The organism is Curtobacterium sp. VKM Ac-1393, from assembly GCF_015350995.1.
Classification (GTDB): Bacteria; Actinomycetota; Actinomycetes; order Actinomycetales; family Microbacteriaceae; genus Curtobacterium.
The window spans coordinates 15,092-30,275 of record NZ_JADKRW010000006.1 but is presented as its reverse complement, the minus strand read 5'-3'; the positions used below and the strand labels follow the sequence as shown (position 1 = coordinate 30,275).

Genomic DNA, 15,184 nt, shown 5'->3' with positions numbered 1-15,184 from the left:
GGCGTCGCTTCAGCGCCGCTTCAGCGCTGCTTCAGCGCCGCACGGCAGGATCGTCGCCATGCGTGTGCTGGTGGTCGATGACGAGGTCCGACTCGCCGACGGTGTCCGCCGTGGCCTCGAGGCCGAGGGGTGGGCGGTCGACGTCGCCCACGACGGGGTCGACGGTCTGTGGCACGCGCGCGAGTTCCGCTACGACGCGATCGTCCTCGACCTGATGATGCCGGGGATGAGCGGGTGGGCGGTCTGCGCGCAGCTCCGGGCAGACCAGGACTGGACCCCGGTGCTCATGCTCACCGCCAAGGACGGCGAGTGGGACCAGGTCGAGGCCCTGGACGCCGGTGCCGACGACTACGTCACGAAGCCCTTCTCGCACCCGGTCCTCGTCGCGCGGCTCCGCGCCCTCGTCCGTCGCGGTGCGCGGGAGCGGCCGGCCGTGCTCACCCTCGGTGACCTCGTCGTCGACCCGGCCGCGCGGACCGTCACCCGGGCCGGCGCCGTCGTCGAGCTCACCAGCCGGGAGTTCGCGGTCCTCGACTACCTCGCGCGACACGCCGGCCAGGTGTGCTCGAAGCGGGCGGTGATCGAGAACGTCTGGGACGTCGACTTCGAGGGCGACCCGAACATCGTCGAGGTGTACGTCGGGCACCTCCGCCGCAAGCTCGACCGGCCCTTCGGGCGCACGGCGCTGGAGACCGTCCGCGGTGCGGGCTACCGACTGGCGGCCGACGGTGGCTGAGCGCGGTCGGACCCGGGGCCAGCGCTTCCGGTCGGTGCGCGCACGGACCACGCTCGGCGCCGGCGTCGTCGTGCTCGCAGCCCTCGTCGTCGGCGCCGTCGGCTTCGTGGTCGTCCTCCGGCTCGTGCTGCTCGACGGGGTGCGGGCCTCCGCCGAGGCCGGCCTCGAGCAGGCGTCGTCGCGCGTCGAGACCGACGGCGCCGGTGCGGTCAGCGGGTACGAGGACGTCCTCGTGCAGGTCGTCGGCGACGACGGGGCGGTCCTGGCGCACGGCGACGACGCCGACGCCCCGGCACTGCCGACGGCCGACGAATCCCGCTGGTCGCACGACGGCGAACGGTGGCTGCTCGTCGCCGACGACGTCGACCTGCCCGGCGGTGGCGAGGCGACCCTGGTGTACGGCGTCTCCCTCGAACAGACCGACACCGCGGTGCGTGCTGCGGTGGTGCTCCTCGCCGTCGGCGTGCCGGTGCTGGTCCTCGTGCTCGGCGTCGTGACCTGGTCCGTCACGGGACGGTCGTTGCGGCCGGTGGAGCGGATGCGCACCGAGGTCGAGACGATCCGTGCCGCCCACCCCGACGCCCGCGTGGTCGTGCCCGACACCGGTGACGAGGTCGCACGGCTCGCGACCACGATGAACGCCATGCTCGACCGTCTCGACCGGTCCGCTGCGGGCCAGCGGCAGTTCGTGTCCGACGCCTCGCACGAGCTGCGGTCGCCGATCGCTTCCATCCGCCAGCACGCCGAGGTCGCCGTCGCACACCCGGACCGGACCGACGTCGCCGAGTTCTCCGACGTCGTGCGGTCCGAGGCCGTGCGCCTGCAAGACCTCGTCACCGGGCTGCTCGAGCTGTCCCGGTTGGACGAGGGTGGCACGGGGGTGCGCCGCCCGGTGGACCTCGACGACCTCGTGCTCGACGCGGTGACGCGGGCGCGGGCACGGGTGCCGAGTGGCGCGACCGGCGACCGTGCGATCCGCGTCGACGCGACGGGGATCTCCGCCGCTCGGGTGCTCGGTGACGAGCGCCTGCTCGCCGGGGTGGTCGGGAACCTCGTCGACAACGCCGTCCGGCACGCGTCGTCGCAGGTCGCGGTCGCGCTCGCCGAGCAGGACGGTGCGGCGGTGCTCACGGTGGACGATGACGGTGCCGGCGTGCCCGTGGCCGAACGGGACCGGGTGTTCGAACGGTTCGTCCGGCTCGACGAGGCCCGCAGTCGTGACGCCGGTGGCGCGGGTCTCGGCCTGGCGATCGTGTGGGACGCCGTCCGGGCGCACGGCGGCGAGGCATCGGTGACGGACGCACCCCTCGGCGGGGCGCGGTTCGTCGTGCGCATCGCACTCGGTGGCTGAACAGGTGGCTTCAGGTCTGCTTCAGCACCCCGCCGACATGCTCGTGCCATGAACCTCCGCACCCAGCACCAGAAGTCCTCCGCCCGCCGCGTCGCCGCCCTCGCCGCCCTGCCCGTGGTGGCCGCGCTCGCCCTCGCCGGCTGCTCCACCGCCGGGTCGTCCACCGGCTCGTCGGCGATCGGTGCCACGACCGGCACGACCGGCACGACCGCGACCGCTGCTTCGGCAGCGTCCAACGAGGCGCTGCTCGCCGCCGTCGCCACCGCGTGGAAGAGCGTCGGTTCCGGCACCGTCATCTCGGTCGAGCAGGAGCAGCGTGGCAGCGCGTACGAGGTCCTCGTCGTGACGGAGGACGGCACCGAGCACGAGGTGCACACCGATGCCGCCGGCACCGGGGTGACCGGCACCCCGCAGACCGAGACCGCGGACACCGACGACCGCGCCGAGCACGACCGGTTCGTCGCCGCGGCCGACCTCGACGTGCGCACGGCCGTCAGCGCCTTCGAGGACCTGCACGCCGGTTCGATCTCCGAGCTCGGCCTCGACGACCACCTCGGCACGGTGGTCTGGGAAGGCGACGTCGTCGACGGGTCCGGCACCAAGCACAGCGTCCGGATCGACGCCGGTTCGGGCGACGTCGTCACCGACCAGGTCGACACCGACGACTGAGCGCCGTCAGGACTCCACGTGCAGCGGCGGGCCGAGCACTTTCCGGATCGCCAACGCGGCGAGCTGCTCGTCCGAGGTGTCGAGCAGCACCCGGAACGTGTCGGCTTCGGTGACGAACTCGACGCAGACCGCGTCCTCGTCGCAGGGTCCGATGTGCCAGCTGCGTACGGCGTCCATCGGCACGCTGGTCCGCGCCGCTCGCTCGTAGTCGGTCTCGGCCTCCAGGCGATCAGGGAAGACCCGCAGGCGTCCGTACGCACCGCGCCAGCTCAGTCGCAGGTCGAGGGTGGGGGAGACAGAAGGGTCCGGCACCCGCCGATCGTACCGACGGGTACCGGACCCGGTGTGCATCGGGAGCGGCGTGCTGCGCTCCCGGGACAGATCAGGCGGTGCCGTTCGACCCGCCCTGGTCATCGCCGTCACGGCGGACCTGGTTCGCCGGGTCGCGGACGCCGATCGGGTACGGACCGGTGACGCCCTGTCGCAGCGATGCGATGCGCAGGATGCGGTCGCGCTGCAGGAACCAGCCGACGATGAGCAGCGGGATCACGATCACGAGGGAAGCGATCGTGTAGGTGCCGACGGGGTAGTCGATCGCCATCAGGACGATGACCGAGGCGAGGAACGCCAGGGTCAGCCATGCGGTGACCGGCGCGCCCGGCAGCTTGAACGACGGCTCCTTCGCCAGCCCCTGCTTGGCCCACGAGCGGAGCCGCATCTGGCAGAGGATGATCGTGCCCCACGCCGTGATGATGCCGAGGCTCGCGATGTTCAGCGCGATCTCGAACGCCTGGCTCGGGACGAAGTAGTTCAGGACGACGCCGGCGACCGTGAAGCCCGCGGTGAGCAGGATGCCCGCGTAGGGGACCCCGCCCTTCGACATCTTGGTGGTCCACTTCGGTGCCGAGCCGTTCATCCCCATCGAGTGCAGGGCACGGCCGGTCGAGTACAGACCCGCGTTGAGCGACGACAATGCCGCAGTGAGCACCACGAAGTTCATGATGCCGCCGACGATCGACCCGACCTGCGGGTTGCCGAGCGACGAGAAGAACGTCACGAAGGGGCTCTCGCCCTCCTTGTACGCCGTGTAGGGCAGCAGCAGGGAGAGCAGGATGATCGACCCGACGTAGAAGACCGCGATGCGGAACACGACCGAGTTGATAGCGCGGGGGATGACCTTCTCGGTGTTCTGCGTCTCACCGGAGGCCGTGCCGACGAGCTCGATGGCCGCGTACGCGAACACGACGCCCTGGATCACGATGACCGCTGGCAGGATGCCGTTCGGGAAGACCCCGCCGTTGTCGCCCAGCAGGGAGAAGCCCGTCCGGACGGCTTCGCCGCCGGCCTCGACCGGGAACGCGAAGACGAGCCAGATGATCGCGACGACGAGGAACGCGACGAGTGCGGCGACCTTGATGAGGGCGAACCAGAACTCGAGCTCGCCGAACACCTTGACCGCGACCATGTTGGCGGCGAGCACGACCACCAGGGCGATCAGCGCGAGGAGCCACTGCGGCGCGGCGGTGAACGCCGACCAGTACTGCAGGTAGATCGCGACCGCGGTGGTGTCGACGATCGAGGTCATCGCCCAGTTCAGGAAGTACATCCAGCCGGCGGCGTAGGCGAACTTCTCGCCGTAGAACTCACGCGCGTACGAGATGAACGAACCCGAAGACGGGCGGTGCAGCACGAGCTCGCCGAGGGCGCGCAAGATGAAGAACGCGAAGATGCCGCAGATCAGGTAGGTCAGCGCGAGCGCGGGGCCCGCGGTGTGGAGTCGTCCACCCGCACCGAGGAAGAGTCCGGTGCCGATGGCCCCACCGATCGCGATCATCTGCAACTGCCGGGGCTTCAGTCCGTGCTGGTAGCCCTCTTGCTCGTGCGAGAAGTCGTTCGCCGGAGCACGGTTCACGCCCGTGTCGTTCTGCGCTGTCATGCGCGCCAACCTACATGCGCGCGGAACCGGGGCGGCACACAAACCTCCGAACGAGCTGATCTGTAACGAGACGGTCACGATCCCGATCCCCATGGGCGTGGGCGACACGCCGATGACGGGGTACACGGGTGCCCGGATTCCGGCGGACGTCGATTGGGTTCGGGGGACAAGGGACCGCTAGGTTTGAACGTCCCCACAGGCCCGTCGGCCGGGGGCACGACGACCAGAACGCGACCGCGGCCAGCAGCGCCGCGGCCGTACGGTCGGCCGGACCGGGACCGCCCCGAGCGTGGTCCCCGCGTGCGTGATCGCTCGCTCTGCGCCCTTGCGCGGGGCTCGACGTGGCCGCGCGCACCGTCCCGGACGACCCGTTCGCAACCACACCGTCGCCGCACGCGCGCTCGTTCGCCGTGGCGACGCGAGGAGATCAGTTGTCCATCGAACCACCCGAGAGCCGGCACACCACGTCGCCGGACCCCACCGGAAGCTCGCCGGACCCCACCGGCACGTCGCCAGCGGTCAGCGTCCGCGACGTCTACAAGGTGTTCGGCCGCCGGCCCACCGAAGCCGTCCGGCGCCTCGCCGCCGGCGCCACCCGCGACGAGGTCCGCGACCAGGGCTCCGCCGCCGTCATCGACGCGTCGTTCGACGTGCTCCCCGGCGAGATCTTCGTCGTCATGGGGCTGTCCGGCTCCGGCAAGTCGACCCTCATCCGGATGCTCAACGGCCTGCTCGAGCCCACCTCGGGCAGCGTCGAGATCGGTGGCCGCACGGTCACGAAGGCCACGCCGAAGGAGATCCGCGACATCCGCCGGTCGAGCGTGTCGATGGTGTTCCAGCACTTCGCCCTGCTGCCGCACCGCACCGTGCTCGAGAACGTCGCGTTCGGCCTCGAGGTGAACGGCGTCGACAAGGCCACGCGGCTCGCGAAGGCCCGTGAGGTCATCGACCTGGTCGGCCTGGACGTCTGGGCCGACGCGAAGCCGGACGAGCTCTCGGGCGGCATGCAGCAGCGCGTCGGCATCGCCCGCGCCCTCGCCGCCGAGACCGACGTCCTGCTCATGGACGAGGCGTTCAGCGCGCTCGACCCGCTGATCCGCCGCGAGATGCAGGAGCAGCTCGTCGACCTGCAGCAGCGGCTCGGCAAGACCATCGTCTTCATCACACACGACCTGAACGAGGCGATGTTCCTCGGTGACCGGATCGCCGTGATGCGCGACGGCCGGATCGTGCAGATCGGCTCCCCGGAGGAGATCCTCACCGACCCGGCGAACGACTACGTCGCCCAGTTCGTGCAGGACGTCGACCGTGCCCGCGTGCTCACCGCCGCGAGCGTGATGGAACCGGCCCGTGCCACCGTCCCGCTGACCGTCGGTCCCCGCGGCGCGCTGCGCACCATGCGCGACCTGCAGACCGCGGCGCTCTTCGTCACGGGTCGTGGCCGCAAGCTCGAAGGCTGGGTCCGCGACCGCCACGTGATGCGCCAGGTCAAGGCCGGCGACACGAACCTCGACGCGATCGTGAACACCGAGTACGCCCGGGTCGCTCCCGACACGGCGCTGACCGACCTGTTCGAGCTCGCCGTCGAGTCGCCGCTGCCCATCGCGGTGGTCGACGACCAGGAGCGCCTGCTCGGCGTCGTCCCGCGCGTCACCCTGCTCGCCGCGCTCGGCAACGTGCCGACCGCGACCATGCCGATCCCGGTGCTCGAACCGGTGACCCGGATCTCGGACTCCGACATGGACTCGACCCTCGCCGCCACCGGCGAGCCCGCGACCGGCGAGCCCGCCACCGAAGGAGACCACGCATGATCGCCCCCGGTACCAACTCCTTCGGCGACTTCCACCTGCCCCTCGGCACCTGGGTCGCCGCGGTCGTCGACTGGATCACGACCTACCTGTCCGGCTTCTTCGACGTCGTCCGCTACGTGTTCACGTGGATGGACGCGTGGATGGAGTACTTCCTGGCCACCCCGCCGTTCTGGGTCGTCGTCGCGGTCCTGGTCGTCCTGGCGTTCCTGGCGAAGGGCTGGAAGCTCGCCCTCGGAGCCGCGATCGGCCTGCTGTTCATCGTCAGTGTCGGGCAGTGGACCAACGCCATGAACACCCTCGCGCTCGTCGTGGTCGCCGCCGGCCTGGCCGTGGTGCTCAGCATCCCGCTCGGGGTGTGGGCCGCCCGGTCCGACGCCGCGAGCCGGATCATCCGCCCGGTGCTCGACTTCATGCAGACCACCCCGGCGTTCGTGTACCTGATCCCGGCACTGCTGCTGTTCCGCGTCGGCGTCGTGCCCGGCATCGTCGCGACGATCGTCTTCGCGATGGCCCCCGGCGTCCGGCTCACCGAGCTCGGCATCCGCGGGGTCCCGAGCGAGGTCGTCGAGGCCGGTGCGGCGTTCGGTTCCAGCCCGTGGCGCATCCTGCGCCAGATCCAGCTGCCGTTGGCGAAGGCCAGCATCATGGCCGGCGTCAACCAGGTCATCATGCTGTCGCTCTCGATGGTCGTCATCGCCGGCATGGTCGGCGCCGGCGGACTCGGCGAACAGATCGTCGCCTCGCTGAACCGCATCGACGTCGGTCTCGGGGCGGAGGCCGGCCTGTCGGTCGTGGTCCTGGCGATCCTGCTGGACCGTCTGACCGCAGCACTCGGCGGCGACGCGAGTGGAGCCTCCAGGCCGTGGAAGCGCGGGCGGAAGCCCGCCGTGACCGCGACGCCGGACGCGGCGACCGCCCAGACCGCCGCCACCACCGAAGCGGTCAGCGACCGCCAGACAGTCGACGCGTGAGGAAGGCCCAGACCATGACGCGCAACAGCACCCCACGCACCCGCACCCGCCGCATCTTCGCGGCGGCCGCGCTCGCCGCGGCCACCGCCGTCGGCCTGTCCGCCTGCATGCCGCCCGGCTACTACGGCGCCTCCGGCACCGTCGACAACGGCGACCAGAAGTCGATGCACGTCGTCGTCTTCAACGGCTGGGACGAGGACACCGCCGCCAGTTACCTCTGGAAGTACGTGTTGGAGCAGAAGGGCTACGACGTCCAGCTCACGAACTCCGACGTCGCGCCGGCGTACACGGGCCTGGCCTCCGGCGACTACGACGTCGTGTTCGACACCTGGCTGCCGAACACGCACAAGGAGTACATGGACACCTACGGCAAGGACCTGACGGACCTCGGCGCCTGGAACGAGCAGGCGTCGCTGGAACTGGCGGTGCCGGAGTACTCGGACATCGACTCGATCGACGAGCTCAAGGCGCACGCGTCCGAGTTCGGCAACAAGATCGTCGGCATCGAACCCGCTGCGGGTGAGACGAAGGTCGTGTCCGAGCAGGTCATCCCGCAGTACGGCCTGGACGGCATGGACTTCATCACGAGTTCGACACCGGCGATGCTCGCCGACCTCAAGGCCTCGATCGCGAAGAAGGAGGACGTCGTCGTGACGCTGTGGCGTCCGCACTGGGCGTACGACGCCTTCCCGATCAAGGACCTGAAGGACCCGAAGGGCGCGCTCGGCAAGAACGAGGAGATCCACACGATCGCCAAGAAGGACTTCGAGCAGGACTTCCCGCAGGCGTCGAAGTGGATGGAGGACTTCGCGATGGACTCTGACACCCTCTACTCGCTCGAGAACGCGCTCGTGAACAGCGGTGCGAAGGCCAGCGAGTACCCCGCGATCACGGAGAAGTGGGCTTCCGAGCACCAGGACTTCGTCGATTCGCTCACGTCCGGCGAGTAGTCAGCAGGGCGGACAGGAGGCCCGGTGCGCGTCGTGCGCACCGGGCCTCGTCGCGTGCGCGGCCGGGTCCTGCGAACAACGCCTGTCGTCTGTTGCTTGCATGGAGGGATGGACATCCTCCTCCGACTCCTCGTCGCGATCGGGTTCGCCCTGCTCATCACCGCCGTCGCCGCGGTCGTCCTGCACCTGGTGCTGCGGACGGTCGCACGCCGGGAGCGGTGGGCCGGCGTGCTCTCGCGGCGGGCGAAGCACCCGTTCCGCACCACCCTGCTCGTGGTCCTGCTCTGGATCGCGTTCACCGCGAGCGTCCCGCGCGACGCCGACGCCTACCCGTGGCGCGACGAGGTCGTGCACGGGTTCCTCATCGTCACGATCGGGGTGGGGTGCTGGTTGGCGTGCCAGATCGCGATCTTCCTCGAGGACCTCGGCCTGCACCGGTTCCGCATCGACGTCCCCGACAACCGGCAGGCCCGGCGCATCCGCACACAGGTCCTCATCATCCGACGGCTCACCGTCGCCGTGCTCGTCATCATCGCCGTCGGCGCGATCCTGCTCACCTTCGACGGGGTCGAGGCCGCGGGCGCGAGCGTGCTCGCGAGCGCCGGACTGATCTCGGTCGTCGCGGGTCTGGCGGCGCAGTCGACGCTCGGCAACGTCTTCGCGGGGATGCAGCTCGCGTTCTCCGGGTCGATCCGCGTCGACGACGTCGTCGTGGTCGAGCAGCAGTGGGGGCGGATCGAGGAGATCACCCTGACCTACGTGGTCGTGCACCTGTGGGATGACCGGCGCTTCGTGCTGCCGTCGACGTACTTCACGAGTACCCCGTTCGAGAACTGGACTCGCACCAACAGCGAACTGCTCGGCGCCGTCGAGATGGACCTGGACTGGCGGGTCCGGCCGGGGGAGATGCGCGAGGAACTCGACCGGATCCTCGACCGCACCGAGCTGTGGGACCGCCGCGTCAAGGTGCTGCAGGTGACCGACGCGGTGCAGGGGTCCGTGCGGGTGCGGGTCCTCGCGACGTCGCACGACGCCCCGTCGCTGTTCGACCTGCGCTGCTACATCCGCGAGGAGCTCGTCGAGTGGATCCAGCGCACCCACCCCGACGCCCTGCCGGTCCAGCGGGTGCTCATGGTCGACGAGACGGCGCCGCGGCGTCGCACGGCGTCGACCGCCGCCGACTCGGCGCTGTTCGCGCCGGGGCAGGAGGACCGCGCGTCGCTCTTCACCGGCCCGATCCAGACGTCCGACATCCCGCCGTCGGAGCGCTGACGGGCGCGTCCGTCGCTGCGGAACCAGGTTCCGGACACAGCACCGCGGGATCGCGTGGTTCCGTGTCCGGAACCAGGTGCCGTCGACGGGGCCGATGACGGACGGGAGGCCCGTGGCGGATCCGCCACGGGCCTCCCGTCCGTCATGTGGTCGCGTTGGCGACCTACGGCTGGCGCGCCTTCACGGCGCGGTCGTCCTCGACCACCGTGCCGATCGCCACGATCGTCGTCGCGATCCACGCGACCCACGTCAGGGCGAGCCGCCAGTCGCGGGGTCCCTGGCGGGTGGTCTGGAGCACGCTGTAGCCGCTGATGAGCGAACTCCACACCGCACCGTTGAACATGAACTTGCGCACAGAGGCCTCCTGTCGTCGTGCTCCCAACGCTACCGGTCAGTACATTGGAGCGCCGCCGGACACCCTGACCGGCGCAGTCGTGGAGGAACGCCCGTGCGTCAGGCCGTCATCGGAGCAGTGCTGCTCGTCATCGGCGCGGTCTGCGTCGCCCTCGGACTGCTGCCGCTCGACGACCTCGGTGTCCTCGCCGAGCGGGTCCTGCCCGTGCTCGGGTTCGTCCTCGGGCTGACGATCGTCGCCGAGCTCGCAGCCGACGCCGGCGTGTTCGACCGGCTCGCCGACGTCGCCGCGCGGGTCGGCGGCGGTCGCACGATCGGGCTCTGGGGTGCCGTCGTCGTGCTCGCCGTGCTCTGCACCGTGTTCCTGTCCATCGACACCACCGCGGTGCTCCTCACCCCGATCGTGATCTCGCTGGCGCGCCGGGTCGGCCTGCCGCCGATGCCGTTCGCACTGACGACCGTCTGGCTCGCGAACACGGCGTCGCTGCTGCTGCCGGTGTCGAACCTGACGAACCTGCTCGCCGTCGACCGGATGGGCCTGGGCGGGCCGCTTCCGTTCGCCGGGCTGATGGCGTGGCCGGCCGTCGCCGGGGTCGTCGTGCCGTGCGCCGTCCTGCTCGTGGTGTTCCGGGGAAAGCTCTTCGGGCGCTACACGCCGGTGTCGGTGCGGCGTCCCGCGGATCCGGTGTCGTTCTGGGCGGCGTCCGGCGTGCTGATCGCCCTCGTCGTGGCCCTCACCGCCGGGGTGACGGTGTGGATCGCGGCCGTCGCCGGTGCCCTGGTGCTCGTCGTCGTCGCGGCGTTCCGGTCACCGGCCGAGCTCCGACCGTCGCGCGTGCCGTGGTCGACGCTGCTCTTCGCCGCCGGGCTGTTCGTGGTCGTCGAGACGCTGCACAGCACCGGGCTCACCGACCCGATCGTGCAGGCGCTCGGCGACGGCACCGGCACAGGTCCGCTCCTGCTGCTCGGCGGCGCCGGTGCGGTGGCGGCGAACGTGATCGACAACCTGCCCGCTTACCTGGTGCTCGAGCCGGCCGCGGGGCACGAGGCCGTGCGGTACGCCGCACTGCTCATCGGTGTGAACGCCGGGTGCCTGGTGACGCCGTGGGCCTCGCTCGCCACCCTGCTGTGGCACGCGCGGCTGTCGGCCGAGGGCGTGCACCTGTCGTGGGGGAAGTACATGCTGCTCGGATGCATCGCGGCTCCGCTCACCGTGGTCGCCGGGGTGCTCGCGCTCGCGATCTGACGCGGGGTCGCGCTTCACTGATCGCACGGTGCGTGTTCGGTCGTTCGGTGCGGTGGCAGCTGCCTGGTGCGAGCTTGCGGCGGGGCACGGTGCGGTCAGGCCCGCACCGGCCGAACAACCTCGCACCGTGCGAGGAGCGTGAGCCGCGGTCAGAGCCAGTCGCGACGCTTGAACGAGGCGTAGAGCAGCAACGACGAGACCACGGCGAGCCCGACGGCCAGGGCCAGTCCGGACCAGTGTCCCTCGCCGGGGAACGCGACGTTCATGCCGAACGCTCCTGTGATCGCGGTGGGCACGGCGATGATCGCGGCCCAGCTCGTCACCTTCTTCATCACGGTGTTCTGCCGGTTCGACGACAGGTTGAGGTTCGTGTCGAGGACGCTCGAAACGGCGTCGCGCAGCTGCTCGACGGAGTCCGAGATCGACACCAGGTGGTCCTCGACGTCGCGGAAGTACGGCCGGATGCCGTCCGAGATCGTCTCGGCGTCGCCGTGCAGCAGCGACGCGACGCTGTCCCGGGTCGGGACGACGAGGCGCCGCATCACCCCGAGTGCCTTGCGGAGACGGAACGACCGCCGCTGGATCTGCTGCTCGCGCGGGTTCCCCCGTTCGAACAGGTCGTCCTCGAGGTCGTCGATCCGTCGCTCGATGTCCTCGACGGTCTCGGTGGCGTGATCGACGACCGCGTCGAGCAGGGCCCAGACGAGCCACGGCACTCCGTGGTCCGCGACGTCGGCGTTCGCGTCGAGCCGGTGTTCCATCGCGGTCGTGTCGACGTCGGCACCGTGGATCGTGACGAGGGCGTGCTCGGTCACGAACGCCTTCACCTCGTGCGTCACGAGTGCACCGTCGTCGTCGAGGCCGCCCACGTCGTAGACGACCAGGAACAGGCTGTCCCGGTAGCGGTCGAGCTTCGGGCGTTGGCCGTGCTCGACGGCGTCCTCGACCGCGAGGGCGTGGATGCCGAGCTCTTCCTCGACCTGTTCGAGGTCGGCGTGCTCGGGATCGGTGTAGTCGATCCAGACGAACGTGTCGGCGTCGGCGACGAGGTCGGAGATCCGGTCGACGGGGAAGTCCTGCTCCGCGGCGCCACCGTTCCGCCACGCCCGTGTCCTGACCATGGGCGTCAGCCTAGTGAGACGGCCGGCCCGGGGATCCCAGGCCGGCCGTCGTCGTGCGTGCGGTGGCGCGTCAGTACGCGGAGACGAGCTTCCCGTCCTCGACCTTCAGGTACTGGTTCACGTCGAAGCTGTCCTCGCCGTGCTTCTCGTCGCCGAAGTACGACGTGTAGTCGTACTCGACCACGCCGTCCTTCGTGCTCTGCACCATGACGGTGCCGGCACCGGAGGCCTCGACCTCGACCTCGGGCATGGTGGTCACGTCGTACGCGACCGCGCCGTCGGCGTCGTACGGCCCGTACCAGGGGCAGCCGCTCAGCGCGCTGAGGTCCTTCTTCGTCGCGCAGTCGTCGATCAGGTCCGACACGTACTGCTCGGCGTCCTGCTGGAGCGCCTTGGTGGCGGTCGGAGCGAAGTCGACGTACCCGGACGACGTCGCGCCGACGGACAGCTTCTGGGTGCCACCGGTGAAGTACTTCGTCCCGCCGACGGTCACCTCGTACGTGCCCGGGTAGGCGAGCGAGGTGAACTTGCCGTCGGTGATCTCGCCGACCTTCTTGCCGCCGATCGTGACCGGGGCGCCCTCGAGCACGTCGGTCGCCGTCATGGTGACGGTCTGGGCGAGCGGTTCGGTGACGCGCCACTCGTCCTTCACCAGGAACGAGGTGCCGGTGCGGCGGAGGCTGACCTGCCCGGAACGGTTCTTGCCGTCCTGGGTGTAGCTGACGGTGGCGACGGCGTTGTCCCCGCTGGTCGACACGCGACCGACGCGGATGTCCGAGGGCCGGTCCTCGGCGCTCTTCAGGACGGCGGTGTCGAGCATCGCCGAGTCGTCGGGGACCTCGCTCAGGCGTGCAGCGGCGTCGGCGTCGCCGCTGGCGATGGCCTGCACGTACGACTTCACGGTCGGTGCCGGACCCCACACGTTCGCGCGGAGGACGCCGGTCGTGACCGCACCGGCGATGACGACGACCACCACGGCACCACCGGCGATGAGCGAGCGCACGAGGATCTTCCGCGCGCGCGGCGACATCGGGGCGGGTGCGGGAGCGCCACCGCCGATGAAGGGCTGCGCGGGCTGGCCGACACCGGGCTGGCCGGCACCGGGTGCTGCCGACCACGCCGCCGCGGCTGGGTCGCCCTGGGCCGGGTCGCCCGCGGGCGCCGCCGACGGGAACGCCGGGGCAGCAGACGGGAACGTCGGGGCGGCCGACGGGAACGCCTGCGCGTCCTTCGGCGCTTCCGCGGGGAACGCCGGAGCCGCCACCGGGCGCGGGTCAGCACCGACCAAATGAGACGTCCGCAGCACGATGCCACCGCCGAGGCGGGGGAGCAGCACGGGCGCGAGGTACCGGGCGACGACCTCGATCGCGCCGCCCCACAGCGCGAACACCAACGGCGTCCACGGCGCGATCCCGATCGATGCGCTGCCACCGGCAGCGACCGCGCTCGTGGTCTGGTACGACACCAGGCCGGTGCCGAGCACGAAGAGCAGGAGCCCGAGTGCGAACCACACCACCGGGGTCACGACCCAGTCGAGTGTCGAACGGACGCGGTCGTTGCGTCGGACGGCGAGCGCGAGGCCCGCGACGACCGAGGACACCACCACGAGCAGCACGGCCAGCCAGAGCCATCCGCTGGCACCGCCGAAGACCGATGCCGTGCCGCCGGCCGAACCGAAGCCGGAGATCCCGACGCCGCCGAAGAAGCCGAGTGCGGTGAGGGCGACCCCGAGGTTCCCCACGAGCAGGGGCAGGGCAGCGCCCACCGACGGCTGCGCGACGAGGGCGACGACGATGATGACGACCGTTCCCAGCACGACGAGCGCCGTGAGCTGGGACGCCGCGATGCGCAGGGTGCCGAGCACCCGGGCGGCGAAGACGGTGCTGCCGAACAGGACGGACGGTCGGGCGAGCGCCGCGGCGAGCGTGCCGACGACGAAGGCACCGAGGACGCTGCCGAGGCCGACCGCGTGCACCGGGTCGATGGAGGCGCCGGGGATCGAGGGGAACCGGATCGCGAGGATCCCCGCTGCGGCGTTCGTCAGCACCGTGGTGACGATGCCGGACAGCGCCGCGGTCAGGAGCACCTGCGTGCGACCGAGTCCACGGGTCCGGATGCGGCGGGTGAGCACGACGGCCAGGACGACCTGGGCGGCGAGCACGAGCACCGGCACGACCGCGAGCGAGCCCGAGCCGGAGCCGAGCAGAGCGATCGACCCGGACACGTGCAGCCGGCCGAGGTCGGCGAGCGCGACGAGCTGGGCGGGCGAACCGAGCAGGACGCTCACGCCGGAGAGCAGCGTCTGCGGATCCGGCGTCGTACCGGATCCGAGGTCGGTGCCGGTGCTCCCGCCTGCGGAGCCGGTGGAACCGCCGCCGCCGGCCGCCAGCAGGGCGACGGTGAGCAGCAGCGAGATCCCGGCGACCACGTAGGCGGCGACCCACCCGCCGACGGCGGCGAGCACGGACGCCAGCCAGTCACGACCGGACACGGACCGCAGGAGGCGACCGAACGCATCGGACGGTTGCGGCGCGGGCGTGGGCTGTCCCTGCCACTGCGGCGCGCCTCCCGGCTGCTGCTGCCACTGGGGCTGACCCGGCGGGACGGGCGGGTTCGGCGGGTTCTCGCTCATGGCTGGTGGGTCCTCTCCGGCCCGGAGGCCGGTGCCGCGCGCCAGCACCCGTGTCCCCCCGACACGTGGGAGCAGCGTACCGGAACCGCCGATCCGCCGTGAATCGGCTGTCCGGGCGCTGGTAACTTCAGGGTG

General features: G+C 71.0%; 13 protein-coding genes. 8 read left to right on the top strand and 5 right to left on the bottom strand.

The features are described 5' to 3' along the window. Positions 1-58: 58 nt before the first annotated feature. From ITJ59_RS13765 to ITJ59_RS13755, 3 genes are read left to right on the top strand one after another with little or no spacing between them, the layout of a single operon-like run. Entirely contained in the window at positions 59-736 is a 678-nt protein-coding gene (locus tag ITJ59_RS13765; RefSeq protein ID WP_194651886.1) for a response regulator transcription factor, read from the top strand. Continuing rightward, positions 729-2,087, top strand: coding sequence for a HAMP domain-containing sensor histidine kinase (locus ITJ59_RS19655; RefSeq protein ID WP_323749510.1), 1,359 nt, complete (start codon positions 729-731; stop codon positions 2,085-2,087). The genes ITJ59_RS13765 and ITJ59_RS19655 overlap by 8 nt, the downstream gene beginning before the upstream one ends. A gap of 48 nt (positions 2,088-2,135) precedes the next feature. Continuing rightward, on the top strand, positions 2,136-2,756 hold the full coding sequence (locus ITJ59_RS13755; protein WP_194651885.1) for a PepSY domain-containing protein: 621 nt from the start codon (positions 2,136-2,138) through the stop codon (positions 2,754-2,756). A gap of 6 nt (positions 2,757-2,762) precedes the next feature. On the opposite strand, the gene ITJ59_RS13750 is transcribed toward ITJ59_RS13755, so the two are convergent. Then, a complete protein-coding gene (locus ITJ59_RS13750; RefSeq protein WP_194651884.1) occupies positions 2,763-3,068 on the bottom strand; it encodes a hypothetical protein in 306 nt (101 codons plus the stop codon). 70 nt (positions 3,069-3,138) lie between these two features. Beyond that, on the bottom strand, positions 3,139-4,692 hold the full coding sequence (locus ITJ59_RS13745) for an amino acid permease (protein WP_194651883.1): 1,554 nt from the start codon (positions 4,690-4,692) through the stop codon (positions 3,139-3,141). Between the two features lie 542 nt (positions 4,693-5,234). Between ITJ59_RS13745 and ITJ59_RS13740 the strand changes: the two genes are divergently transcribed. The 4 genes from ITJ59_RS13740 (at position 5,235) to ITJ59_RS13725 (ending at position 9,696) form a co-directional block, all read left to right on the top strand. Beyond that, entirely contained in the window at positions 5,235-6,503 is a 1,269-nt protein-coding gene (locus tag ITJ59_RS13740) for a glycine betaine/L-proline ABC transporter ATP-binding protein (protein ID WP_323749521.1), read from the top strand. Continuing rightward, positions 6,500-7,474, top strand: a complete 975-nt coding sequence (locus tag ITJ59_RS13735; RefSeq protein ID WP_194651882.1) for an ABC transporter permease — start codon at positions 6,500-6,502, stop codon at positions 7,472-7,474. The genes ITJ59_RS13740 and ITJ59_RS13735 overlap by 4 nt, the downstream gene beginning before the upstream one ends. Positions 7,475-7,488: 14 nt before the next feature. Continuing rightward, on the top strand, positions 7,489-8,424 hold the full coding sequence (locus ITJ59_RS13730; RefSeq protein WP_194651881.1) for a glycine betaine ABC transporter substrate-binding protein: 936 nt from the start codon (positions 7,489-7,491) through the stop codon (positions 8,422-8,424). 108 nt (positions 8,425-8,532) lie between these two features. Further along, positions 8,533-9,696, top strand: a complete 1,164-nt coding sequence (locus tag ITJ59_RS13725; protein ID WP_194651880.1) for a mechanosensitive ion channel family protein — start codon at positions 8,533-8,535, stop codon at positions 9,694-9,696. Positions 9,697-9,859: 163 nt separating this feature from the next. Here the strand turns inward: ITJ59_RS13725 and ITJ59_RS13720 are convergent, their stop codons facing one another. Then, the gene (locus tag ITJ59_RS13720) at positions 9,860-10,051 is read right to left on the bottom strand and encodes a hypothetical protein (protein WP_111085947.1); all 192 of its coding nucleotides are present in this window, start codon (positions 10,049-10,051) and stop codon (positions 9,860-9,862) included. Between the two features lie 93 nt (positions 10,052-10,144). Here ITJ59_RS13720 and ITJ59_RS13715 point away from each other — a divergent pair, with 93 nt between their 5' ends. Further along, complete coding sequence (locus ITJ59_RS13715) at positions 10,145-11,296, top strand: SLC13 family permease (protein WP_194651879.1); 1,152 nt, start codon at positions 10,145-10,147, stop codon at positions 11,294-11,296. Positions 11,297-11,445: 149 nt separating this feature from the next. Here ITJ59_RS13715 and ITJ59_RS13710 read toward each other — a convergent pair whose 3' ends face one another. After that, positions 11,446-12,417 carry a magnesium transporter CorA family protein gene (locus ITJ59_RS13710; protein ID WP_194651878.1) on the bottom strand — a complete coding sequence of 324 codons (972 nt, stop codon included), beginning with the start codon at positions 12,415-12,417 and terminating at the stop codon, positions 11,446-11,448. A 70-nt stretch (positions 12,418-12,487) separates the two neighbouring features. Then, on the bottom strand, positions 12,488-15,049 hold the full coding sequence (locus ITJ59_RS13705; RefSeq protein WP_194651877.1) for a hypothetical protein: 2,562 nt from the start codon (positions 15,047-15,049) through the stop codon (positions 12,488-12,490). Positions 15,050-15,184: the final 135 nt, after the last annotated feature.

Bases quoted from the DNA above. Each gene is read 5' to 3' on its own strand.
- ITJ59_RS13765 (WP_194651886.1), top strand. From the start codon at position 59: ATGCGTGTGCTGGTGGTCGATGACGAGGTCCGACTCGCCGACGGTGTC.
- ITJ59_RS13755 (WP_194651885.1), top strand. From the start codon at position 2,136: ATGAACCTCCGCACCCAGCACCAGAAGTCCTCCGCCCGCCGCGTCGCC.
- ITJ59_RS13745 (WP_194651883.1), bottom strand. From the start codon at position 4,692: ATGACAGCGCAGAACGACACGGGCGTGAACCGTGCTCCGGCGAACGAC.
- ITJ59_RS13735 (WP_194651882.1), top strand. From the start codon at position 6,500: ATGATCGCCCCCGGTACCAACTCCTTCGGCGACTTCCACCTGCCCCTC.
- ITJ59_RS13730 (WP_194651881.1), top strand. From the start codon at position 7,489: ATGACGCGCAACAGCACCCCACGCACCCGCACCCGCCGCATCTTCGCG.
- ITJ59_RS13725 (WP_194651880.1), top strand. From the start codon at position 8,533: ATGGACATCCTCCTCCGACTCCTCGTCGCGATCGGGTTCGCCCTGCTC.
- ITJ59_RS13710 (WP_194651878.1), bottom strand. From the start codon at position 12,417: ATGGTCAGGACACGGGCGTGGCGGAACGGTGGCGCCGCGGAGCAGGAC.
- ITJ59_RS13705 (WP_194651877.1), bottom strand. From the start codon at position 15,049: ATGAGCGAGAACCCGCCGAACCCGCCCGTCCCGCCGGGTCAGCCCCAG.